We start from the raw sequence: 23716 nt of genomic DNA, 5'->3' as shown, positions 1-23716 counted from the left end.
CTAAATTAGGTTATTATGGGAATTATAGGTTCGATTATTATTGGTATCCTTGCCGGCTTTCTGGCTGGGAAAATATTAAAGGGAAGTGGATTCGGGTTGATTGTAAACCTGATAGTAGGTATCATCGGCGGTGTATTGGGCGGATGGCTATTCGGACTGCTGGGATTGAGCGTGAACGGAGTCATCGGAAGCCTGGTCATGTCGACCGTCGGTGCCATCGTTTTATTATGGATCGTTTCTCTATTTAAAAAATAGCTTTACCTTTGTGCGATAAAAATTTATCGTATGAAAAAGAACTTGCTTCTGCTTTTTCTGCTCCTTTGCCTGATCCCGGCAAAGGCGCAATACAGATTAAGCGACGAAGCGCAGATCAGCATATTGACGGCAGCTCCATCCGATGATGAAGTGTACACCTTGTACGGACATACGGCCATACGGGTGAAAGATTCTTTATATAAGCTCGATACTGTATTCAACTATGGCATTTTCGACTTTTCGAAACCGAACTTCATCTATCGTTTTACGAAAGGGGAAACGGATTATAAACTGGCTGCGTACAATTTCTCACATTATATAATAGAATATCAGATGCGGGGAAGCGAAGTGACCGAGCAGGTACTAAACCTCACCCCGGAAGAGATCAATAAGATATGGAATGCACTGATCGTCAATGCACAGCCGGAGAACGCCGTTTACCGGTACAATTTCTTTTTCGACAATTGTGCCACCCGACCGGTCGCTATCGTTGAAGAACAGGTAAACGGGAAAGTTAAATATAACAATCCGCCCGAACCGCAGACATTCCGCGATCTTATCAATTATTGTACGCGAAATAACTCATGGCTGACATTCGGATGCGACCTGGCATTGGGAAGTCCGACCGACCGGATCGCCACCCCACATGAAATGATGTTCCTGCCGGTTTACTTGAAAGATGAATTCGAAAAAGCAACCATTGTCAATCCGGACGGAAGCGAACGGAAGCTGATAAAACAGACAAACAGACTTTCGGAAGAGCTGATCAACGATACTAACACGACGAAAGAGTGGTTCACCCCTATGTTATGCAGCATGATTATTTTCCTGCTGGTACTGTCGATCACATTTGTCGAATGGCAGAGAAAAACCTATTTCCGCTTGGTGGACTGCATCCTCTTTTTCCTTGCAGGAGTGGCCGGTACGGTATTATTTTTCCTCTGTTTCATATCGACTCATCCCTGCGTCCGGCCGAACTGGTCGATCGTGTGGTTACAACCTTTCGACCTGATAGCTGTTATTTTGTTTGCAGTAAAAAAGTTCAGAAAGGCTGCATATTATTATCATTTTATTAACTTTGCGGCGCTTACGCTGCTGTTGGCGGGTTGGTATTTCATCCCACAACACTTAAATATAGCCTTTATCCCGCTTGTAGCCACGCTTTGGCTACGTTCCGGATACGGTATATACAGATGGCGGGCACATATTTGAACAGATGGAGAATCGAATGAGAAAAATAATAACGTCGCTTATCGCGATCCTGGTAGTCACAAACCTGGAGGCACAACAACGTACCCCCAAACTTGTAGTTTGTATTACCGTCGATCAGTTAAGGGGCGATTATATCGAATATTTCTACAATACATTCGGTGAACGTGGTTTCAAACGGTTGATGAACGAGGGTTTGGTATATAACAATATCAAATTTGAATTCACAGATGTCAACCAAGCAAGTGCTTTTGCGACCTTGTTTACCGGAAGTAATCCTTGTTTCCACGGAGTGACCGGAGATAAGTTTTACGATTTCGACAACGAAAAAGAAGTTTCCGTCCTATACGATAAAGACTATCTGGGAAATTATACGCGTGAAAACTATTCTCCCAAAAAGATGTTCAGCTCCACGATCGGAGATGAACTGAAAATCGCATCCAAAGGAAGAAGTGATGTCTATGCGATCGCTCCCGATGCTGAAAGTGCGATCCTTTCCGCAGGACATGCAGCCAACGGTGCATTCTGGATGGACGACATGAATGGGAAATGGGCAACAACCACCTATTATAAAGGTATCCCCTGGTATGTAGACCGCTATAACAATGGGGTCGAATCATTGTCCGCCCGCCTGGATCAGATGGTATGGACACCGTCCCTCCCACTGGATAAGTATAATGCATTTCCTTATGTGCTGGATGAAATTCCGTTCAAATATACCTTTAACGAAAAGACAACGGATTGTTTTCCGAAGCTGAAAACAACACCTTTCATTAATAAGGAGATCAACCGACTGGCATTGCAGTTCCTGGAATACGGGGCATTCGGTACACGAAGTTGTCCGGACATGCTGGCGATTACTTATTATGCGGGTAATTACAAGGGTATCATGAGCAAGGATTATACCCGTGAAATTCAGGATACCTATTACCAGCTGGATAAGGATATCGAGCAGTTGCTGGATGCCATCGACAAGAAAGTCGGTCTCGCCAACACATTGGTCGTATTTACCGGTTCCGGCTATTATACCAGTGAAGAGGAATATGCGGACGGATTACTGATTAATGGCGGTGAATTTCACCCGAAACGTTGCGTAGCATTGCTCAACATGTACCTGATGGCCATCTACGGTCAACAGAGCAGTTGGGTTAAAGGATTTTATAACAACCAGATATATCTGAACCGCAAGGCCATTGAAGATGCCAAACTCAGTTTGTCGGAGATTCAGAACAGATCCGCCGAGTTCCTGATGGAATTTAGCGGAGTTCAGCATGTAACAACCGATGATGCCCTGAGAACCGGTGCATGGAATGAAGGAACCGTCAAATTCCGTCAGGGAACCCATCACTTGAAACGTGGTGACCTGATCATCGAATTACAACCGGGCTGGATCATCAACAACGACAATCCAAAAGAAAAAGTTAAAATAATTCGTAACAACGCAGTCATTACTCCGCTTGTATTTATTGGTAACGGTATCAAGCCGGAACATATTTACCGCGAAGTAAAAGCCACAGAGGTAGCCCCTACGGTAACCCATGTGCTGAGGATACGGCCACCTAATGCATCCCAAAGTTTGCCTCTTTGGGAGTTGACGACCAAAAAATAAGACCCGGCCGGTCACAGGTATTGTTGTTAACCTCCCTCATAAAATAAACAAAGATTGACAGGTTTTTATTTTGGCACGAAGTTTGATAGAAGTATATCATTCCGGTGATCAATTAAATCCGATCGTCAACAAATAATCACTTTACGAAATAAATAAATTAATATATATCATGGGATTTAATGAAATTATGACGAAGCTGTTCGGCAACAAGTCGCAGCGAGACCTGAAAGAGATTACTCCATACGTGGATAAGATCAAGGCCGTATATCCGTCAATCCAAAAGCTCTCGAATGATGAACTGAGAGCAAAAACAGATGAAATCAAACAACGTATTCAGGATTATGTAGCTGCTGAACGGGCGCAGGTAGAAGAGCTTCGTAAAGGCATCGACGATAAAGAGCTGGAAGAACGTGAAGCCATCTGGGCAGAAGTAGATAAAATTGAAAAGGCGATCACCGACAAAATGGAGGTGGTCCTGGAAGAGTCTCTTCCGGAAGCATTCTCTATTATGAAAGAGACAGCCCGCCGCTTCACTGAAAACGAAGAAGTTGTAGTGACAGCTAATGACTTCGACCGTAATCTGGCAACCAAATATGATTTCGTTCGTATCGAAGACGATAAAGCCATCTTCCTGAATCACTGGAAAGCCGGTGGTAATGAAATTACCTGGGATATGGTACATTACGACGTTCAGTTGTTCGGTGGTGTCGTTCTGCATAAAGGTAAGATCGCCGAAATGGCAACCGGTGAAGGTAAAACTTTGGTCGCTACCCTGCCGGTATTCCTGAACGCCCTGACACGTAACGGTGTACATGTTGTTACCGTGAACGACTACCTGTCAAAACGTGACTCGGAATGGATGGGACCGCTTTATATGTTCCACGGACTTTCCGTAGACTGTATCGACAAACACCAGCCGAACTCGGATGCCCGCCGCGCTGCTTATAACGCCGACATCACATTCGGTACAAACAACGAATTTGGTTTCGACTACCTGCGTGACAATATGGCGATCAGCCCGAGCGACCTGGTACAGCGCAAACACAATTATGCCATCGTCGATGAGGTCGACTCCGTATTGATCGATGATGCCCGTACGCCGTTGATCATCTCCGGTCCGATCCCCCGTGGTGAAGAACAGTTGTTCGAACAGTTCCGTCCGAACGTGGAAGTGGTGGTTAACGCACAGAAAGACCTGTGCTCTAAATTGCTGATCGAAGCCAAGAAAAAGATGGCCAGCAGCGATCCGAAAGAAGTAGAAGAAGGTTCAATCCAATTATATCGTTCATTCAAAGGATATCCGCGTAACAAAGCGCTGATCAAATTCCTGAGTGAGCAGGGAGTAAAAGCTCAGATGTTGAAGACAGAAGAGTACTTCATGTCTGAAAACATGCGTCACATGCACGAAGCAACCGATGAACTGTACTTCGTGATCGACGAAAAGAACAACAGCGTAGAGCTGTCGGATAAAGGTATCGACCTGTTGACCGGCCGTTCTGACGACCCTACATTCTTCGTTCTGCCGGATATCACTTCCGAGCTGTCACAGCTGGAAAACTTCAAGGGCTCAGAAGAAGAAAAGCAGGCAAAGAAAGACGAGATCCTTGCCAACTACTCTGTAAAAAGCGAACGCGTACATACTATCAACCAGTTGCTGAAAGCCTACACATTGTTTGAAAAAGACGATGAATACGTAGTGATGGACAACAAGGTGATGATCGTAGACGAACAGACCGGACGTATCATGGACGGTCGCCGTTACTCAGACGGTCTGCACCAAGCTATCGAAGCCAAGGAAGGTGTAAAGGTGGAAGCTGCCACACAGACATTCGCAACTATCACTCTCCAAAACTATTTCCGTATGTATCACAAGCTGTCGGGTATGACCGGTACAGCCGAAACGGAAGCAGGCGAGTTTTGGGACATCTATAAACTGGATGTAGTGGTGATCCCGACAAACCGTCCGATCGCCCGTAACGATATGAACGACCGTATCTACAAGACCAAGCGTGAAAAATACGCTGCTGTTATCGAAGAAATCAGCGCTTTGGTCGAAGCCGGACGTCCGGTACTGGTCGGTACGACTTCAGTCGAAATCTCCGAATTATTGAGCCGTATGCTTACCCTGCGTAAGATCAAACATAACGTATTGAATGCGAAGTTACACCAAAAAGAAGCTGAGATCGTAGCATTGGCAGGTCAAAGCGGAACAGTGACTATCGCCACCAACATGGCCGGTCGTGGTACCGACATCAAGCTATCGGCTGAAGTTAAAGCTGCAGGCGGTTTGGCTATCATCGGTACGGAACGCCACGAGAGCCGTCGTGTAGACCGCCAGTTACGTGGTCGTGCAGGACGTCAGGGTGACCCGGGTTCTTCTGTATTCTATGTATCACTGGAAGATAACCTGATGCGTCTGTTCGCCTCCGACAAGATTGCCGGACTGATGGACAAACTGGGCTTCAAGGAAGGTGAAGTATTGGAACACAATATGCTGAGCAAATCAGTAGAACGTGCACAGAAGAAAGTGGAAGAAAACAACTTCGGTATCCGTAAACGTTTGCTGGAATATGACGACGTGATGAACTCACAACGTAACGTGATCTACACCCGTCGCCGTCACGCCTTGATGGGAGAACGTATCGGTTTGGATGTATTGAACACAATCTACGATACATCTATCGCTATTGCCGATCAACACTCTGACGGATTCGATTATGAAGGCTTCAAACTGGAACTGTTCAAGACGTTCGCTATGGAAAGTCCGTTCACAGAAGAGGAATTCAAGAACATGAAAGCAGCTCAACTGGGCGACAGACTGTTTGAGGAAGCATTGCAGTTGTTCAAACGCCGTATGGAACGCATGACTCAGGTAGCCAACCCGGTTATCAAACAGGTTTACGAACACCAGGGGGCTATGTACGAAAATATCATGATCCCTATCACGGACGGTAAACGTATGTATAACGTTTCATGTAATCTGAAAGAAGCATACGAAACAGAATGTAAAGCGATCACGAAAGCATTCCAAAAATCCATCGTACTGCATACGATCGACGAAGCATGGAAAGAACACCTGCGCGAAATGGACGAACTGCGTCATTCCGTTCAGAATGCAAGTTACGAAAACAAAGATCCATTGTTGATCTACAAGCTGGAATCATACAATCTGTTCAAATCGATGGTCGACACCATGAACCGTAAGACTGCTGCCGTATTGATGCGCGGACAGATTCCGGTACGCGAAGAACCGACCGAAGAAGAAAAGCAGGCTATGGCAGAACGCCAGGCAGCAGCACAGCAGGCTGCTCAACAAGCTGCCGCTGCAGAACGCCGTCGTATCGAAGTAAGACAGGCTGGTCCGGAAGAACGCCAGGACATGAGCCGTTACCGTACGGAGAAAACCGATATCAGCGGAAACAATGATCCGGAAGAACGTGCTCCGCAGCAACCGCGCCAGGAACCGATTCGCGCCGAAAAACGCGTAGGCCGTAACGATCTTTGTCCTTGCGGAAGCGGCAAGAAATACAAGAACTGTCACGGACAAGGTTTATAAAACCTGACAAGGTAACAGATAGAAAGGGTAGCTTACTGGTTAAGCTGCCCTTTTTTGTATCTTTACCCCATCCAAACAGATAGAAAATGAAAATAGTTATCGCCGTCGATTCTTTTAAAGGATGCCTCTCCTCCTCTTCCATCGCAAAGGCAGTGGAAGAAGGGATATTCAATACGTTGCCCGAATGTGAAGTGATCAAAGTTCCTATAGCCGATGGCGGTGAAGGGACCGTGGAAGCACTGGTAGATGCGACACAGGGGAAAAAAATAACCCTGCCGGTGCACAACCCTTTAATGCAACCCATTCATGCCGGTTACGGTATGACGGGAGACGGACGAACGGCCATCATTGAAATGTCGGCTGCCAGCGGACTGAATCTGATTCCCTTGAAACCGGGAAATATCATGAATACGACGACTTATGGAACGGGAGAAATGATAGCCGATGCCATAAAGAGGGGCTGTCGCAACTTCATTATCGGTGTAGGCGGCAGTGCCACAAATGACGCAGGAACAGGGATGATGCAAGCTTTAGGTGTTCGCTTTACAGACGATACGGGAAAAGAAGTGGAAAAAGGAGGAAAAAGTCTTTCTGCCATCCGCCATATCGACACACAAAATCAACTGCCGGAATTACAGGATTGTACATTTCATATAGCAACCGACGTAACCAATCCTTTTTATGGTCCGCAGGGAGCAGCCTGCATATTCGGTCCGCAAAAAGGCGGAGATGAAGAACAAATCAAGATACTTGACAGAGGGATGAAGCATCTTGCCGGACTTATCTTCGAAACAACAGGGAAAGATATTAGTTATCTCCCCGGATCAGGAGCCGGCGGCGGCATGGGAGGCGGATGCGTTGCTTTTCTGCAAGCCACTATATCTTCCGGTATCGAGCTTATCATGGACTATCTTCGTTTCGACGAACTTATACAGGGAGCCGATCTCCTGATTACCGGCGAAGGGAGAATGGACCGGCAGACCTTATTCGGGAAAGTGCCGGTCGGTATTGCCCGTGCTGCAGCTTCACGGCATATTCCTGTCATTGCTATCACCGGACAAGTGGATACTACAGCAGACAAGGCATTGCGGGAAGCAGGTCTGTCTGCTATATTCCCTATACACCCCGCTCCTATTTCCCTGGAAAAGGCAATGCAGCCCGACTACGCCTACCGTAATATCCGCCGAACGGTAGAACAAATCTGTTATATGCTACATCTTTGCCACTATCCTTTTGTCAATAAGTAATAAAAAGCATTCATTTACAGCATAATGTCAGATTTATATGTATATTGCAGCATAATAACTATTAAAGACTAACATTATGATCATCGGAATTCCCAAAGAAATCAAAAACAATGAGAACCGTGTAGCGCTTACGCCTGCCGGAGCTAAAGAATTGGTGAAGAGAGGACACACCGTGTATGTACAACATACAGCCGGTGAAAACAGCGGTTTTCCTGATTCAGCCTATGTAGAAGCCGGAGCACAGATTCTCCCGTCGATAAGCGACGTTTACCAGATTGCTGAAATGATCGTTAAAGTAAAAGAGCCGATTGCCGCTGAATACTCATTGGTACGAAAGGGGCAACTGGTCTTTACCTACTTCCATTTTGCCTCAGATGAAAAACTGACACTTGCCATGATGGACAGCGGTTCCATCTGCCTGGCTTATGAGACAGTGGAAAATCCGGACGGCACACTTCCGCTCCTGATCCCCATGAGTGAAGTAGCCGGACGCATGTCTATACAGGAAGGTGCCCGTTTCCTGGAGAAGCCTCAAGGTGGAAAAGGTATCCTCCTGGGGGGCGTACCGGGTGTAAAACCGGCCCGTGTACTGGTTTTAGGAGGAGGTATAGTCGGACACAGTGCAGCATTGATGGCAGCCGGTCTCGGTGCTGACGTGACAATAGCCGATATTTCACTTCCTCGCCTGCGTTACCTGGAGCAGATCATGCCTGCCAACGTAAAAACACTTTATTCTTCAACCCATAACATCGAGGCAGAGCTTCCATACACCGACCTTGTGATCGGTGCCGTTCTGATCCCCGGTGCCAAAGCACCTCATCTGATAACAAAGGATATGTTGCAACGAATGAAGCCGGGCAGTGTCCTGGTAGACGTTGCTATCGACCAGGGAGGTTGTTTCGAGACTTCGCATCCGACAACACATGCCGATCCGGTCTATACCGTCGACGACATCGTTCACTATTGCGTAGCCAATATTCCGGGTGCCGTTCCTCAAACCTCCACATTGGCTCTAACCAACGCTACGCTGCCTTATGTACTGGAACTGGCAGATAAAGGATGGAAAGAAGCCTGCAAAGAAGACAAGAGTCTTTATCCCGGACTGAATATCATAGAAGGAAAAATAGTCTATCCGGCAGTAGCCGAAGCATTCGGACTCCCCTGCTATCCTGCCGTATTATAACTCAAAAAACAAATGTAGGTCATGCATTTACCCCATATATTATGTATGACCTACATTTACAAGCCTTTATATTCAAACACTCTTCTTATTTCATATCCTTTTCACTCTCTTTCTAATCTAAATTAAGGTCTCATTCTTTTATAATATCCAAAAAAATGTAAAATCGTTTTGATACTTATACAGAGCTTACTACCTTAGCGCAACTAATAATAAAAATTAAATCGTTTAACAACCATGAAGAAAATTGTTTTGTTACTGGCTTTCTGCCTGAGTATTGGAAATGTATTTGCACAAGACGCTGATAAACTGCGTGATGAAGGTGATGCAGCATTAAAAGCTAAAAACTATGCGGAAGCATTTACTAAGTATGACGGGTTCCTGAAACAAACTAACAACGAAGATGCTGACCGTGTTTTTAATTGTGCATTCGCTGCTTTTCAAGCCAAGAAATATGAAGATGCAGTAAAATACTATGATTTAGCTATTCAAAAGAACAAAAACATCGACGATGCCTATACAGGAAAAGCAATGTCATTGCGTAACCTGAATAAAGCTGCCGAATTTACTGCAACAGTTGAAGCTGGTCTGAAAGCCAAACCGGGTGATGCAGACCTGGAAAAATTGCTTTATGTATATTGTATAAAACAAGGACAAGCTGCCCAAAAAGGAGGAAAAGTGGCTGAAGCAGAAGAACTGTATAAAGATGTCCTGATTGTAAGCAACCCGAAATATAAAGGAAATGCCCTTTACAGTTTAGGAGCTATGTTCTATAATGAAGGTGCAAAAATTCTGGCTGCTGCTACTGATCCTGCAAAATATGAAGCTGAAAAAGATAAGGCAGACGTTCAGATGAAGAAAGCAAAAGAATACCTGGAACAGGCGCTGGCTATCAATGCAGCAGACGCTAACTCAAAGAAAATCCTGGATTCTATCAACGAAACGTTGGCTAAATAAACGCACTAATAGCATTAAAATAGTTATTTACTTTTCAAAGGAGTATGTCGTTTTGGCATACTCCTTTTGAGTTTTACACCCCTAACAGCACTATAGTCTCAGCCCCCTAACACTAATGTCAGGACTTGAAGAAGAAACGGAATATGTCATTCCCGTTTGCATAGATCAGTAAAGCGAACAACAGGAACATACCGGTTATCTGTGCATATTCCAGGAATTTATCGCTCGGCTTGCGACGGGCAACCACTTCATAGAGCAGGAACATCACATGTCCGCCATCCAAAGCCGGAATAGGCAATATATTCATAAAGGCCAGGATGATCGACAAAAACGCCGTCTGCATCCAGAAGACCTGCCAGTTCCAGACTGTCGGGAAGATACTTCCGATCGTACCGAAACCTCCCAGGCTCGATGCTCCTTCTTTCGTAAAGACGTACTTCATATCATTGATATACCCTTTTAAGGTATTTACCCCCAGCATAGCACCGGCAGGGAATGATTCGAAAAATCCATATGTGCGGGTCACTGTCGGATATATATCGGATGATCTCATCAGATAAGCTCCCATCTTTCCGGCTGTATCCAACTGAAGAACGACAGATTGTTCCTTATTATCACGATAAAAGTTCAGCGTTATATTCTGTCCTTTATTCTGATCGAATAATTCAGCGACATCCTCCAGCAAGGGAGTTGACTGCCCATTCACAGCAACAATACTATCACCTGCCTGCAAACCGGCAACCGCAGCCGGTGATGTTTTTGACAACAGACTCCTTACGACCATCGGTATACGTTCCGGACTGGCAAAGCCTTTGCCTTCACGCATAAAACGCTGCATCATATCTTCCGGAATAGGAATGACCGTTTCTACACCGTCACGCAATACCGTCACATTATTTGCTTCCACTACTTTACGGAAACTTGCCTGATCCAAACGATCCAGCTCTTCGTTATTCGCTTTCAATAGAATATCGCCGTCCTGAAAACCTATTTCCTGGAAAGCTTCACTATAGTACATGCCATGCTGCATATTCTTCAGAGGCAGATAAGTTTCGCCCCAGGTGTAAAGTACCATCGAATAGATAAACAAAGCCAGCAGGAAGTTGAATAAAACCCCTGCAATCATGATCATCAAACGCTGTCCGGCAGGTTTGGAACGAAATTCATACGGTTTGGCAGGCTGCGACATCGCTTCCTTGTCCATACTTTCATCGATCATACCCGATATCTTGCAATAACCGCCCAAAGGCAACCAGCCGATACCATATTCTGTTTCACTGTTCTTCGGCTTGAATTTAAACAACGAGAACCAAGGATCAAAGAAAAGATAAAATTTCTCCACCCGGACCTTGAAAATACGGGCAAAGATAAAATGTCCGAACTCATGTACGAGGACCAATATCGATAAGCTCAGGATGAGCTGTAGCGCCCTAATTAAAAATGTCTCCATCTATTTATTTGTCTGTATTAATTTATTTCATTTTTACTCATATAATCTTTCCCGGTTTACGATCCGGCTATCGTTTTCATAACCTCTGCCGCCACCCGGCGTGCTTCGGTATCTGTTGCCACATAATCCTCATAAGCTGGTGTAGCTATGAAAGATGCCTTTTCCATTGTCTTTTCAATCACATCGCTCATTTGCAGGAACCCGATCTCATCCCGTAGGAATGCTGCGACCACGATCTCGTTGGCTGCATTCAAAATACACGGCATATTCCCTCCCGTACGAATTGCCTCAAAAGCAAATGCCAGGTTACGGAAACGCTTCATGTCGGGTTCTTCGAATGTCAGCGTGGAATACTGGTTAAAATCCAACCGGGGTGCTTTACTAGTCAAGCGCTTCGGATAGGAGAACGCGTAACTGATCGGCAACTTCATATCCGGAATACCCAACTGGGCCATCACAGCACCATCTTCAAACTGTACCATGGAATGGATGACCGACTGCGGATGTACTACGATCTGGATCTGTTCGGGTGTCACGCCAAACAACCATTTAGCTTCAATCATTTCAAAGCCTTTATTCATCATGGAAGCCGAATCGATCGTGATCTTTGCTCCCATACTCCAGTTCGGATGTTTCAATGCCTGGTCTTTGGTTACTAAAGCCAGTTCTTCCATCGTTTTCGTACGGAACGGACCGCCGGATGCAGTAAGCAAAATCTTCTCCACCTGATTCTCCCACTCTCCCGCTAAACACTGGAAAATGGCAGAATGTTCAGAATCGACCGGCAAGACCGGAACTTTATGCTCTGTAGCCAGCGAAGTGATCAACTCACCCGCCACGACCAACGTTTCTTTATTTGCCAATGCAATTGCTTTTCCTGCCTTAATGGCGGCAATTGTCGGTTTCAGTCCGGAATATCCGACCATAGCAGTCAAGACCATATCGATCGGCTCCGATTGTACCACCTGCGCAATTGCATCCGAACCCGCCCATACCTTGATCGGCAGATCTTCCAAAGCCTCTTTCAGCTCGGGATATTTCTGTTCGTTGGCAATTACAACCACTTCGGGCATATATTTACGTGCCTGATTAATCAGTAAATCTACCTGGTTGTTGGCGGTCAAAGCATACACTTCGAACAAGTCGGCATGCTCGCTGACCACTTCCAGGGCCTGTGTCCCTATCGAACCGGTAGAACCTAATATGGCTAAAGTCCTTTTCATCGATTTAAAAAGCTATATATTCTTCAGGATTGACCGGAATACCTTTATACCACAACTCGAAATGGAGATGCGGGCCGGTAGACAGTTTCCCCGTGTTTCCCACCAAAGCGATCGCTTCGCCGGCCACCACGTGGTCGCCAATCTCTTTCAGCAATAATTCATTATGTTTATAAACGGAAAGGAATCCGTTTTTGTGTTGCAACTGGATCACATTCCCGAAATTGGGATCAAATCCGGTAAATACCACCGTACCGTCCAAGGTCGCCAATACGCTTTCTTTCGGAGCAGCCACGAGGTCTACGCCGAAATGACGGGCATCCGCTTCATAATGTGAAGACACCACACCGTTGACAGGCTTGTAGAAAAAGATGCCGTCGGTAGAAACCGGATTCGGATTCAGCACCGTCAGGTTATATTTTTCTTCTTCCTCAAAACTCTTGACAAACTTTTCTTCCGATTTGCTGCGGGGGATTTCGTAGTTTGCATCCACATGCGCCAGGGAATCGATCTGACGGATAGAATCCAGCTCGATCGTACCGGACAGGATACCGGCTACATTCTCCAGATAAAGCGACTGGATAGACATCATCCGCTCCAGCGAATCGGCACGCAGTGCATTCTGCATAATTTCTTTACGTATTTCTACATCCAGGTAGCCCGGCAAATAGTTTCGTATCGGCGTTTTAATGATGATCAGCGAGGTGATGCCCACCAACATAAAAGCGAACAGGGCAAGCGTAAGAAATGCGGAAAGTTGTGACAAACGGAAAGACCATACTTCTTCCAGCGTCGTTTCATTGAAAAAAGACAGCTTGTATTTGAACCTGATCCGGTGCCAGAATGATTTCTTATTGTTCTTTCGTTGTTTTCGTGCCATGTTTTTATGTTAAAACGCAAAAGTAACAAAAACCGTATCGACACGGGCATTGTTTACTCTAATTAACGTTATTATAAATCAAGCAGACCTTCGGGAACGGAAACCCGGAGTGTTTTGTTTTCATGATCTGCAGAAGTTATCAACTCTTCGGCAGCGGGAAGGAGTATTTCGTTGCCTTTATGGTCGATCTGCAAAAGAACGTTGATTGTCGTTTCATCCACATCGGTGATCTTACCCAGTTCCCCGTGTAGCTCATCGATGACGGTATATCCGATAAAACTGTCCCACGACATATCGCCTACCAGGTCGTCTTCTCCCACATCCTCTAACGGGAAAAAGACTTCACGGTTCGTAAAATCGCGGGCGGCCTTCTCGTCGTTTACATTCTCCAGCTTCACCAACATCACCGTGTCGGTCTTATACCGGTATTCCTCAATAAAGAACGGAACCAGTATACCATCTATCTCGCAAATGACACAAGGGTCTTCTACATCATCAAACAAGTCGCAGTTCGTCACCAGCGAAATCTCTCCCTTGATCCCGTGAGGTTTGGCAAACTGCCCGATCTTAAAAACTTCTTCTTTTCTTATCATAACAGAGGTTGTCAGAGCCGGGTAATACGGGCTCCTATGCTATTCAAACGTTTATCGATATTCTGATATCCGCGGTCGATCTGGTCGATATTATGGATATGGCTGGTTCCTTCCGCACTCATGGCTGCTATCAACAGGGCTATACCGGCACGGATATCCGGTGAAACCATATTGGAACCACGCAGTTTGAAACGGTTACCCAAACCGATCACCGTCGCACGGTGCGGGTCACAAAGGATAATCTGTGCTCCCATGTCGATCAGCTTATCCACAAAGAACAGACGGCTTTCGAACATCTTCTGATGAATCAACACGCTACCTACGGATTGCGTCGCAACGACCAGGAGGACACTCAGCAAGTCAGGTGTCAATCCCGGCCAGGGAGCATCGGCAATGGTCATGATAGAGCCGTCGATGAAAGTATCTATTTCGTATGAATCGTGCGTTGGGATATGAATATCGTCACCAACCTGTTCAACAGAGATACCCAGGCGACGGAATGACTCGGGAATGATTCCCAGCATATCATATCCGGTATTTTTTATGATGATGTCTGATCCGGTCATGGCTGCCATACCGATAAAACTACCGACTTCAATCATGTCCGGCAAAATAGTATGGGTAGTTCCTCCCAGGGCATCGACACCTTCGATGGTCAGCAGGTTTGAACCTACTCCCGATATCTTTGCTCCCATCCGGTTGAGCATGGATGAAAGTTGCTGCAAATAGGGTTCGCAAGCTGCGTTATAAATGGTGGTAGTACCTTCTGCCAGCACGGCTGCCATGAGGATATTGGCCGTACCGGTTACCGAAGCTTCGTCCAGCAGCATGTAAGCACCCTTGAGACGCTCCGCTTCGATCTCGTACAACTGGCGTTCGGCATCGTAGCTAAAGCAGGCGCCGAGCTTCTGTATACCGACAAAATGCGTATCCAAACGACGGCGTCCGATCTTGTCGCCCCCCGGCTTCGGGATCAATGCCTTGCCGAAACGTGCCACCAACGGACCGACGATCATAACCGAACCACGCAACGATCCGCTTTTACGCAGGAAGTCGTCCGTATTCAGATAATCCAGATCGATGTTATCGGCCTGGAACGTATAGGTATCGGCTGCCGGATGTTCCACTTTCACCTGCATGTCGCGCAAAAGCTGAATAAGGTTGTTTACATCCAGGATATCGGGTACATTGTGGATCGTTACTTTCTCTGAAGTCAGCAAAACAGCACAGATCACCTCCAAGGCCTCATTTTTGGCACCTTGCGGAGTAATCTCGCCGGATAACTTATAGCCACCTTCTATAACAAATGAACTCATCGGCTTTTACGGGGATAATTCTTTTTGTTTGTATTATTTCGTGCCAGGATATCACGGCTTTCCACTAGTTTATGAACTTCTTCATCCAGCACGATCTGTCCCTCCGATAATTCATCGAGGTCCTTAAAAATCTTACGGTCGTCCACTGATTCTTTATTCCAGGTAAGGAAAGATTTCTTCATCTGGGTAGCCAACAACTTGATAAGTTGATCTTTCTCAATGCCCGGCTCCAGCTCCGTAGCCTTACGGATCATCAGCTCCAACGTTTTACCGTAATGACGATAACGGATACGGTTGTTATTATACGGGATACGCGGAGGGCGGGCATACAGATTTTCCTTCTTTACAATTTCGTAGGGATAATCGATATCCAGCTTAAAATCTGACATGATAGCCAGATGATCCCATAGAATGTGTTTAAAGTCGTTTACATCACGCAGATGGGGAAACATATTTCCCATGATGTTAATTATAGTATTGGCACAACGTTTACGTTCTTCTCTGTCCTCTATTGCCACACAATAGTCTACCATGTTCTGAATATTGCGTCCGTATTCGGGCATAGCCAATTTCTTCTCTTCTGTATTATATTTCATTATCATATTCGTTTATCCGGCAAATGTACTTATTTTAATTGATTTACACAAGATGTCCCTATACCTGCATTAAGAGGTATAGGGACAAAACCTATCAGCTAAACAAATATTATTTATTCAGATTGACTATTTACTTTGACAACTGGTTGATCACGGACTGGTTTGCTTTCTTCACGGCAGCTTCGTTGATCTTGATTTCTTTGCGGTCGTAGGTCATTAAGCCATTTACTTCACCTTCCACATCGGTGGTCTGTGTATAAACGGCAGCAGAGAAACCACGGTCAACCATACCTTTCAGTTCATTAGCATACTTTACATATTCAGCTGTCACCTCATCTCTGTTCTTAAACTGCACATATCCCCAGTTACGTTTATTCCACCACAAATGGTTTTCTAAAGGTAAACCAATGCCTCCGTATTCACCTAATACGGTCACCCGCTGCGGATCATACAGGAACATGCTCGGCCCCGGATAGTTATGCAAGTCGAGGATATCCCCACAAGCACGATGGTTACCACCACTGGCTGGATTTACCAGGCGGGAAGGATCGTACCCCTTTGTCCATTCGGTCACTTTTTCCGTATCGAACTGTCCCCATGCTTCATTGAAAGGAACCCATACGACTACGGAAGGATGAGACACACACAGATCCATAATCTCTTTCCATTCCTGATAATAGTTTGCCACAGAAGCTGCAGAACGATTCTTATCCGTACCACCGTTATATGTATGAGGAGCCCAGTGGTTTCCCATATCACCGCTCGGCATATCCTGCCAAACCAGGATACCTTCTTTATCGCAATGATAATACCAGCGTGACGGTTCCACCTTCACATGTTTACGGATCATATTGAATCCCCACTCTTTTGTTTTAATGATATCATAAAGCAATGCCTCGTCGGTCGGAGCTGTATACAATCCGTCAGGCCACCATCCCTGGTCTAGCGGACCATAGTGGAACAAATTCTTATTATTCAACTGCATACGCATAACACCGTTAGCATCTCTCTTTGCTGAGATTTTACGGAAAGCAGTATATGATTTCACGTTATCCAGGACTTTACCATCCTTTACCAGAGAAACCTTCATATCATACAGATACGGATTGGAGGTATCCCAAAGCGTAGGATTCTGTACAGCCAGACGCAGTTCTTTCCCTTGAATACCTTTTGCTGAAGCAACGACCTGTCCCTTATCGAGAAGATTAACCTCTACAATAGATGTATTACAAGGAACAGATGTACCGACTGTTACATTCATCGTTCCATTATCGATATTCGGGATTGACTTCACAGAAGTAATATGATTGGTCGCCACCGGTTCCAACCATACGGTCTGCCAGATTCCGGTCACAGGCGTGTACCAGATACCTTCCGGATTGGAAGTTTGTTTTCCTCGTGGTTGATATCCCTTATCACTCGGGTCCCAAACACGTACAACCAGTTTCTGGTTATTCTTGCCATTCAAGTAAGGGGTGATGTTGAAAGAGAACGGAGTAAATCCACCCTGGTGGGAACCGATCAGAATATCATTGATAAACACATCCGCTTTCCAGTCTACCGCCCCGAAATTAAGTACAATATCCTTGGTTTTCCAGTTAGCCGGAACAGAGAATGTCCGTTTATACCACAATTCATTCATATCCCCCACTTCTTTCTGAACCCCCGACAAGGAAGATTCCACAGCAAAAGGAACCAGTATATTTCCATCGAACGACTTTGGTTCAACCTCTCCTTTCGGCTTGATGGCATATTCCCATTCTCCGTTCAGGTTTACCCAATCCGTACGTTCCAGTTGCGGACGAGGATATTCGGGCAATACATTCTTGGGGTTGATTTGTTCCGCCCATTTTGTCTTGATCTTGTCACCCGCCGGCTTCCATTGAGCCTGTGCACACACAGTCAGTGCCAAAGCACAACATACCAATAATGTTTTTTTCATGTTCTTAAATATTAAAGTACGCCTTTTCATGGCATGTAGTTTTTATTGACACAAAGGAACGCTTTTTCAAGCAGAAGGACTTTCAATTTTCCTGCATAAGCTTTCAATAATCATTCAAAATGATCATTGTTTTTTTTTATTTATTAGCTTTGCCTTCGAGAAACACTATCATGATTTGATATGAAGAGAATACCGTTGCTAATCGTCTATATAATGCTATTGTTTATATGTCTGCCGGGAGTTTCTGAAAACTCACATTTCAGGCATTACAACAATAAGCACGGATTATCGCATAATACGGTATATTGCTCACTACAAGACCAGCGGGGATTCATGTGGTTTGGTACGGAAGACGGGCTGAACCGTTTCGACGGACATACATTTAAAATATACAGACATAATTCTTCTCATCCGAACAGCCTGCCGAATGATCATATCGGGAATCTTTTTGAAAGTTCGGACGGAAAAATCTGGGTATTTACTGCCGGAGGTACCTGTTATTACGATTACAAGACAGACACCTTTCAACCGTTTCGGCTGTCTCCCAGACAGAACGTACCGGAATCGTTTTCCGCTGTAACGGAAGACAAAGATCATCATCTCTGGTTCATCGGTTATAACCGGATTGTCCGGTACAACCCATCGGACACTACTTTCCACACCTATCCGGCAGAAAACAATTTCTACCCGGCTCTCATATCTTTGACAGAAGACGGAAATCCTCTGTTCTCTGACCGTCAATCCTTGTATACATACAAATCCGAAACTGACAATTTTCAGAAACACCCTCTTCTGAATGAAGAACAGATCGACAATCAGACCATCATACAGGCTATCTGCCAGATTCCAGACTTAGGTATTCTGGCAGGAACCAACCAGGCCGGACTACTGCTGTATAAATACCAGGACCGGAGTGTGATAAACATCATTCCGGAAATACAGGTACGTGCCATCACCCCATTCAGTACAATGACTTATTGGATCGCATCCGAATCAGGCATCTACATTTATAATATACTGGATCAGACGGTAACTAACCTGCGAAAATCCTTAACAAACGAATATGCCATCGCTGACAATGCCGTTTATTCACTGACCCGTGACCGTGAAGGAGGCATGTGGGCTGGTTCTTTCTTTGGAGGCATCAGTTACCTGCCGAAAGAATATAATCGGTTCAACTATTTCATCGGAGGAAAGACACATCCCCAGTTACCCGGAAACGCAATCCGTGAAATCGTACCGGACCAATATGGCAATCTATGGCTGGGGACAGAAGATAACGGCATCAACTGTTACAATCCTCAAAACGGACAAATAACAAATTATTCATACAACAATCCGAATCATCTCCTGTCAGCCACCAATATCCATGGACTGCTGGCCGACGGTAATCAATTATGGGTAGGTACATTCAATAAAGGGATCGACGTACTAGATATCCCGACCGGCAGGATCATCAAACATTATTCACGCGAAAACACAAATAATACCCTGAATAACAATTTCGTTCTTTGCTTCTGCAAAACAAAGAATGACGAATTTCTGATAGGAACCGGCAGCGGGATATTGTCTTACGACAGGCAGAAAGAAAGTTTTACACAATGGAATACTATCTACACCCTGACCAGACAGATATTTGAAGACAGTCGCGGAGATATATGGGCTGCTACCTCCAACGGTATTTATCATTACCTGCGTGAAAAGAATAAAACAGAGCAGTACAACACCGATATCAACAAACCACAGAGCATCGGCAGCAATAACACGACATCCGTTTTTGAAGATTCAAAAGGCAGGATATGGATCACTACCGTTAATGGATTATCCCTGTTCAACCGGGAGACCAAATCGTTCAACCGGATCACAGCCGAAGACGGATTACCCAGTAACATCATTTACCGGATCGTTGAAGACGATTCTCATAATTTTTGGTTATCCACAGCGAACGGACTGGTAAAGTTCAATCCGGAAACTTACGGGATGCAAATCTTCACCTATAAGGACGGGCTGCATGAGACACAGTTCAACTACAGTTCTTCCTACCAGGCCCCCGACAGAACAATTTATATGGGGACCATTAACGGGATGCTGTCATTCAATCCGTCCCGGTTCAAAGAAGATATATTCACCCCTCCTATGTATATCACCGGAATCGACCTTCCTGATAATGAAGCAAACAAGCATAACCTCACCTCCTCTTCTATCGAAGACAGGAAAGTTTTAAAATTACCTTACGATGCTTCTACTTTTACTCTGTCGTATATAGCCCTCAGCTATACTTCACCGGATGCAATCCGCTATGCCTACAAACTGGAAGGTGTCGATAAAGACTGGATCTATATGAATCAGAATAAAAACGTCACATTTGCCAATCTCTCTCCCGGAAAATACACTTTCAAAGTGAAATCGACCAACAGCAGTGGCATATGGCAGGATAACGAACAATCGTTACGGATCATCATCACCCCGCCTTTCTGGGCTACCGGTTGGGCTTTTCTAGTCTACGCCCTGATTATTGTTATCTGCATCGTCCTCTTTTATAATTACAAGAAAACAAAACTGGAAGAGAAACACCGTATAAACCAGGATTTGTTCGAAAGTAAAAAAGAAAAAGAACTATACGATGCAAAAATTCAGTTCTTTACTTTTATCACGCATGAAATACGGACACCGCTAACCCTCATCAAAGCCCCATTGGAAAAGATCATCAAATCGAACGATGGCAACCCGTCGACCAGGGAGAATCTGCAAATCATAGAAAAAAATACGCAACAGTTATTGAATCTGAGCAACCAGTTACTCGATTTCCGGAAAACGGAAAGCCGTGGATTCAAACTGAATTACGTAAATACGGACATCCCCCTTTGGCTTCATACAATCCTACAACCTTTCCTCCCTGTTATGGAGCATGAGGATAAAACATTTGCCTGCGACATTTCCGATGAAACATTTTCCGCCTTTATCGATCGGGAGGCTTTCTCCAAGATAATGAATAACCTGCTGACCAATGCCATAAAATATTCAGACAAGTATCTCGCTCTGCAATTACAGATACAGGAGGACAAGAACGAATTTATCATTTCCGTAACCAATGACGGCATGCTTATACCTGCCACTGAAAAAGAAAATATCTTCACTCCTTTCTACCGCTTGAAAGAAACAGAACACCAACAGGGAAGCGGTATCGGTCTTTCTCTCGCCCGTTCGTTGGCCGAATTCCACAATGGTTCACTTACCTATACTCAGACTCCGGAAAGAATGAACCGGTTCACACTTACCTTACCCAAAAAGCAGGAAGACTGTTATTTATTATCATCCGAAAAGAATACGGAAAATACTGTCGTTGATAATGACGACGATAGAGATACAGCAAAACCGGCAGTCCTGATCGTAGAAGACCAGGAAGATATGCGCCGGTTCATTGCGAAAGAGCTGGCAGAAACATACCGGGTCTGGGAAGCAGCCAACGGAAAAGAGGCTGTTACTCTTTTAAAAGATCATACGGTCAACCTGATCATCAGTGATGTCATGATGCCTGTTATGGATGGTTTTGAACTATGCAACAGAGTCAAGAACGATATCGACTACAGCCATATTCCCTTCATTCTGCTGACTGCCCAGCATAATCTGCAATCCCGGTTAAAAGGGTTGAATAACGGGGCTGATGCCTATATGGAAAAGCCTTTCTCGATAGAATTGCTGGTTGCCCAGGTCGCCAACTTGCTGAAAAGCCGGGAAATGCTGACCAAAACATATAAAGAAACTCCGGCAACTCCGGCAACCACATTGGCTGTCTCCACAGTTGATGATCTTTTCCTCCGTAAACTCAGCAATTATCTGGAAGAACATATCACCAACGAAGCGATGGGTGTAGAAATGCTGGCCACGGAAATGGGAATGAGTACATCCAGCCTGTACCGGAAAGTAAAAGGGCTATCGGGCCTGTCCCCGGTCGACTTTATCAAAGTAACCCGATTAAAAAAAGCGGTCCAGCTTATGGAAAAAGGAGAAAGCCGCATCAACGAAATAGCATTCCAGACCGGTTTTTCTTCGCCGGCTTATTTCTCAACCTGTTTCCAAAAGCAGTATGGGAAAACCCCGTCAGAATTTATGAAAGAATAATTCTTCCTATAAATACAGTCTATCGCCTCATAGATATTATCCATCAGATAAGTTTGGCAAGGGTAAACGAATAAGCGAACTTTGCTACAGAATCATGTAGTGTTATAAATAATAGGTAATAATTTAGTCAAAAGGAGGGCGATAAGGGATACGCCGTGAGATGGTGCAAAGTTCCATCATAACTAAGAGAAGAGGGTTAATCCCGGGAGTCCTTCCCGGGATTAATTTTTTATACTATATTTGTGCGTACAAATCACACCTGATAAAACACTAAAAATATGAGAACACAAATTTCCCTGCTTCTAATCGCCTGTTTTTGTAGCCTTACATGCCTGGCACAAAATGAGTTCGACAAATACTTCACCATCAAAAGCCTGCGGATAGATTTCGCATTAAGCGGAAATACACAGTTCCAGGCAGCAGCCATACAGCAACTGCGGGAAGAACCTGTATGGGGAGGTCCCGTGAAAAATTTGATCGACAAATTCAATTACGGAGGGTATTATGTCAATATATATGACAAATCAAATAACGAATTGATCTATTCGCGCGGCTTCAACACACTTTTTGAAGAATGGCGTAGCACAGAACAAGCTAAAACGGAAACTCAATCATGGACAAACAGTATCTCAGTGCCCTATCCGAAAACAACAGTCGTTGTCGAAATCACAGCACGCGACAAAGCGGATATGCAATTTCATTCCCTGTTAAAAATGGATATCGACCCGACCAGTATTTTTATCGACCGAGGTAAACTGAAAGACAATAAAGTGACTCAAATCCAATATAAAGGAGATTCTAAAGAAAAGGTCGACTTGGTCTTCATTGCTGAAGGTTACACCGCAGACGATCAGGAAAAATTTGTAGCCGATGCAAAGAAGTTCACTGAAACATTATTTCAGACACCACCCTATACTACACGCCGGGAAGACTTTAATGTATGGGCTGTAAATCTCATTTCAGAAGATAAAGGAACCGATATTTCCGGCAAAGGTATTTACAAGAACACGGCTTTGAATTCCGGATATTACACATTCGGAGTCGACCGCTATCTAACGACACCGGATATGAAATCCATCCGCGATGCCGTATGGAATGTTCCCTGCGATGCTATATTCCTGCTAGTCAATACGGACACATACGGCGGAGGCGGCATGTATAATTTCTATGCAATGGGAACAGCTGATAACGAAAAAACGCAGCATGTTTTCGTCCATGAGTTCGGACATAGTTTCGCCGGACTGGCAGACGAGTATTTCTCTTCCGAAGTAGCCTATCAGGATTTCTACAATCTGGAATACGAGCCCTGGGAACCCAATATCACCACACTGGTCGATTTTGACAGCAAGTGGAAAGATTTGTTACCCACCAATACCCCTGTTCCAACACCCCTGAACGCTACGTATAAAGACAAGCCCGGTGTATTTGAAGGAGGCGGCTACATATCCAAAGGAATTTACCGACCGATGGATCATTGCATGATGCGCGATTACGCCCCGTTCTGTCCGGCCTGTAGCCGTGCTATTCTTCGAATGATCGATTTTCTATCCGACAGAGACTACTAAAAAAATAGAAGGAGGTATG

16 protein-coding genes are annotated in these 23716 nt (G+C 44.9%); 9 read left to right on the top strand and 7 right to left on the bottom strand.

All coding sequences use genetic code 11. From position 1 onward, the window contains the following. Positions 1-15: 15 nt before the first annotated feature. The 7 genes from P3L47_RS12460 to P3L47_RS12430 all read left to right on the top strand — a co-directional run bounded on the left by P3L47_RS12460 (position 16) and on the right by P3L47_RS12430 (position 10013). Complete coding sequence (locus tag P3L47_RS12460) at positions 16-255, top strand: GlsB/YeaQ/YmgE family stress response membrane protein (protein WP_122360644.1); 240 nt, start codon at positions 16-18, stop codon at positions 253-255. Between the two features lie 30 nt (positions 256-285). Beyond that, the gene (locus P3L47_RS12455) at positions 286-1467 is read left to right on the top strand and encodes a lipoprotein N-acyltransferase Lnb domain-containing protein (protein WP_277780981.1); all 1182 of its coding nucleotides are present in this window, start codon (positions 286-288) and stop codon (positions 1465-1467) included. A 16-nt stretch (positions 1468-1483) separates the two neighbouring features. Then, positions 1484-3073, top strand: a complete 1590-nt coding sequence (locus tag P3L47_RS12450) for an alkaline phosphatase family protein (protein ID WP_122360646.1) — start codon at positions 1484-1486, stop codon at positions 3071-3073. A gap of 169 nt (positions 3074-3242) precedes the next feature. Next, positions 3243-6629 carry a preprotein translocase subunit SecA gene (gene secA / locus P3L47_RS12445; RefSeq protein WP_122360647.1) on the top strand — a complete coding sequence of 1129 codons (3387 nt, stop codon included), beginning with the start codon at positions 3243-3245 and terminating at the stop codon, positions 6627-6629. An 86-nt stretch (positions 6630-6715) separates the two neighbouring features. Further along, positions 6716-7876, top strand: coding sequence for a glycerate kinase family protein (locus P3L47_RS12440; protein WP_277780980.1), 1161 nt, complete (start codon positions 6716-6718; stop codon positions 7874-7876). A gap of 76 nt (positions 7877-7952) precedes the next feature. After that, positions 7953-9059, top strand: coding sequence for an alanine dehydrogenase (gene ald / locus P3L47_RS12435; RefSeq protein WP_277780979.1), 1107 nt, complete (start codon positions 7953-7955; stop codon positions 9057-9059). 234 nt (positions 9060-9293) lie between these two features. Next, entirely contained in the window at positions 9294-10013 is a 720-nt protein-coding gene (locus P3L47_RS12430; protein WP_122360653.1) for a tetratricopeptide repeat protein, read from the top strand. Between the two features lie 118 nt (positions 10014-10131). Here P3L47_RS12430 and rseP read toward each other — a convergent pair whose 3' ends face one another. The 7 genes from rseP to P3L47_RS12395 all read right to left on the bottom strand — a co-directional run bounded on the left by rseP (position 10132) and on the right by P3L47_RS12395 (position 18010). Beyond that, on the bottom strand, positions 10132-11463 hold the full coding sequence (rseP, locus tag P3L47_RS12425) for an RIP metalloprotease RseP (RefSeq protein ID WP_277780978.1): 1332 nt from the start codon (positions 11461-11463) through the stop codon (positions 10132-10134). 56 nt (positions 11464-11519) lie between these two features. Then, positions 11520-12686, bottom strand: a complete 1167-nt coding sequence (locus P3L47_RS12420; RefSeq protein ID WP_277780977.1) for a 1-deoxy-D-xylulose-5-phosphate reductoisomerase — start codon at positions 12684-12686, stop codon at positions 11520-11522. Between the two features lie 4 nt (positions 12687-12690). Next, entirely contained in the window at positions 12691-13563 is an 873-nt protein-coding gene (locus P3L47_RS12415; RefSeq protein ID WP_277780976.1) for a M23 family metallopeptidase, read from the bottom strand. Between the two features lie 71 nt (positions 13564-13634). Beyond that, complete coding sequence (gene rimM / locus P3L47_RS12410; RefSeq protein WP_277780975.1) at positions 13635-14156, bottom strand: ribosome maturation factor RimM; 522 nt, start codon at positions 14154-14156, stop codon at positions 13635-13637. Positions 14157-14167: 11 nt separating this feature from the next. After that, the gene (murA, locus tag P3L47_RS12405) at positions 14168-15472 is read right to left on the bottom strand and encodes a UDP-N-acetylglucosamine 1-carboxyvinyltransferase (RefSeq protein ID WP_277780974.1); all 1305 of its coding nucleotides are present in this window, start codon (positions 15470-15472) and stop codon (positions 14168-14170) included. After that, positions 15469-16068 (bottom strand): DUF4290 domain-containing protein, encoded by a 600-nt coding sequence (locus tag P3L47_RS12400; protein WP_122360659.1) that lies wholly within the window; start codon positions 16066-16068, stop codon positions 15469-15471. Before P3L47_RS12400 ends, murA begins: the two co-directional genes overlap by 4 nt. 130 nt (positions 16069-16198) lie before the next feature. Next, positions 16199-18010: a glycoside hydrolase family 2 protein gene (locus tag P3L47_RS12395; protein WP_277780973.1), complete on the bottom strand. Its 1812-nt coding sequence runs from the start codon at positions 18008-18010 to the stop codon at positions 16199-16201. A gap of 213 nt (positions 18011-18223) precedes the next feature. Between P3L47_RS12395 and P3L47_RS12390 the strand changes: the two genes are divergently transcribed. Further along, a complete protein-coding gene (locus P3L47_RS12390; RefSeq protein WP_277780972.1) occupies positions 18224-22132 on the top strand; it encodes a hybrid sensor histidine kinase/response regulator transcription factor in 3909 nt (1302 codons plus the stop codon). 278 nt (positions 22133-22410) lie between these two features. After that, positions 22411-23697, top strand: a complete 1287-nt coding sequence (locus tag P3L47_RS12385; protein ID WP_277780971.1) for a M64 family metallopeptidase — start codon at positions 22411-22413, stop codon at positions 23695-23697. Positions 23698-23716: the final 19 nt, after the last annotated feature.

Source organism: Parabacteroides chongii (assembly GCF_029581355.1).
GTDB lineage: Bacteria > Bacteroidota > Bacteroidia > Bacteroidales > Tannerellaceae > Parabacteroides > Parabacteroides chongii.
This window is presented reverse-complemented; position numbering and strand designations above follow the sequence as displayed.

What these genes read in the sequence shown, in the direction of transcription:
- P3L47_RS12460 (WP_122360644.1), top strand. Translation starts at nt 16, where the DNA reads ATGGGAATTATAGGTTCGATTATTATTGGTATCCTTGCCGGCTTTCTG.
- P3L47_RS12455 (WP_277780981.1), top strand. Translation starts at nt 286, where the DNA reads ATGAAAAAGAACTTGCTTCTGCTTTTTCTGCTCCTTTGCCTGATCCCG.
- P3L47_RS12450 (WP_122360646.1), top strand. Translation starts at nt 1,484, where the DNA reads ATGAGAAAAATAATAACGTCGCTTATCGCGATCCTGGTAGTCACAAAC.
- secA (WP_122360647.1), top strand. Translation starts at nt 3,243, where the DNA reads ATGGGATTTAATGAAATTATGACGAAGCTGTTCGGCAACAAGTCGCAG.
- P3L47_RS12440 (WP_277780980.1), top strand. Translation starts at nt 6,716, where the DNA reads ATGAAAATAGTTATCGCCGTCGATTCTTTTAAAGGATGCCTCTCCTCC.
- ald (WP_277780979.1), top strand. Translation starts at nt 7,953, where the DNA reads ATGATCATCGGAATTCCCAAAGAAATCAAAAACAATGAGAACCGTGTA.
- P3L47_RS12430 (WP_122360653.1), top strand. Translation starts at nt 9,294, where the DNA reads ATGAAGAAAATTGTTTTGTTACTGGCTTTCTGCCTGAGTATTGGAAAT.
- rseP (WP_277780978.1), bottom strand. Translation starts at nt 11,463, where the DNA reads ATGGAGACATTTTTAATTAGGGCGCTACAGCTCATCCTGAGCTTATCG.
- P3L47_RS12420 (WP_277780977.1), bottom strand. Translation starts at nt 12,686, where the DNA reads ATGAAAAGGACTTTAGCCATATTAGGTTCTACCGGTTCGATAGGGACA.
- P3L47_RS12415 (WP_277780976.1), bottom strand. Translation starts at nt 13,563, where the DNA reads ATGGCACGAAAACAACGAAAGAACAATAAGAAATCATTCTGGCACCGG.
- rimM (WP_277780975.1), bottom strand. Translation starts at nt 14,156, where the DNA reads ATGATAAGAAAAGAAGAAGTTTTTAAGATCGGGCAGTTTGCCAAACCT.
- murA (WP_277780974.1), bottom strand. Translation starts at nt 15,472, where the DNA reads ATGAGTTCATTTGTTATAGAAGGTGGCTATAAGTTATCCGGCGAGATT.
- P3L47_RS12400 (WP_122360659.1), bottom strand. Translation starts at nt 16,068, where the DNA reads ATGAAATATAATACAGAAGAGAAGAAATTGGCTATGCCCGAATACGGA.
- P3L47_RS12395 (WP_277780973.1), bottom strand. Translation starts at nt 18,010, where the DNA reads ATGAAAAAAACATTATTGGTATGTTGTGCTTTGGCACTGACTGTGTGT.
- P3L47_RS12390 (WP_277780972.1), top strand. Translation starts at nt 18,224, where the DNA reads ATGCTATTGTTTATATGTCTGCCGGGAGTTTCTGAAAACTCACATTTC.
- P3L47_RS12385 (WP_277780971.1), top strand. Translation starts at nt 22,411, where the DNA reads ATGAGAACACAAATTTCCCTGCTTCTAATCGCCTGTTTTTGTAGCCTT.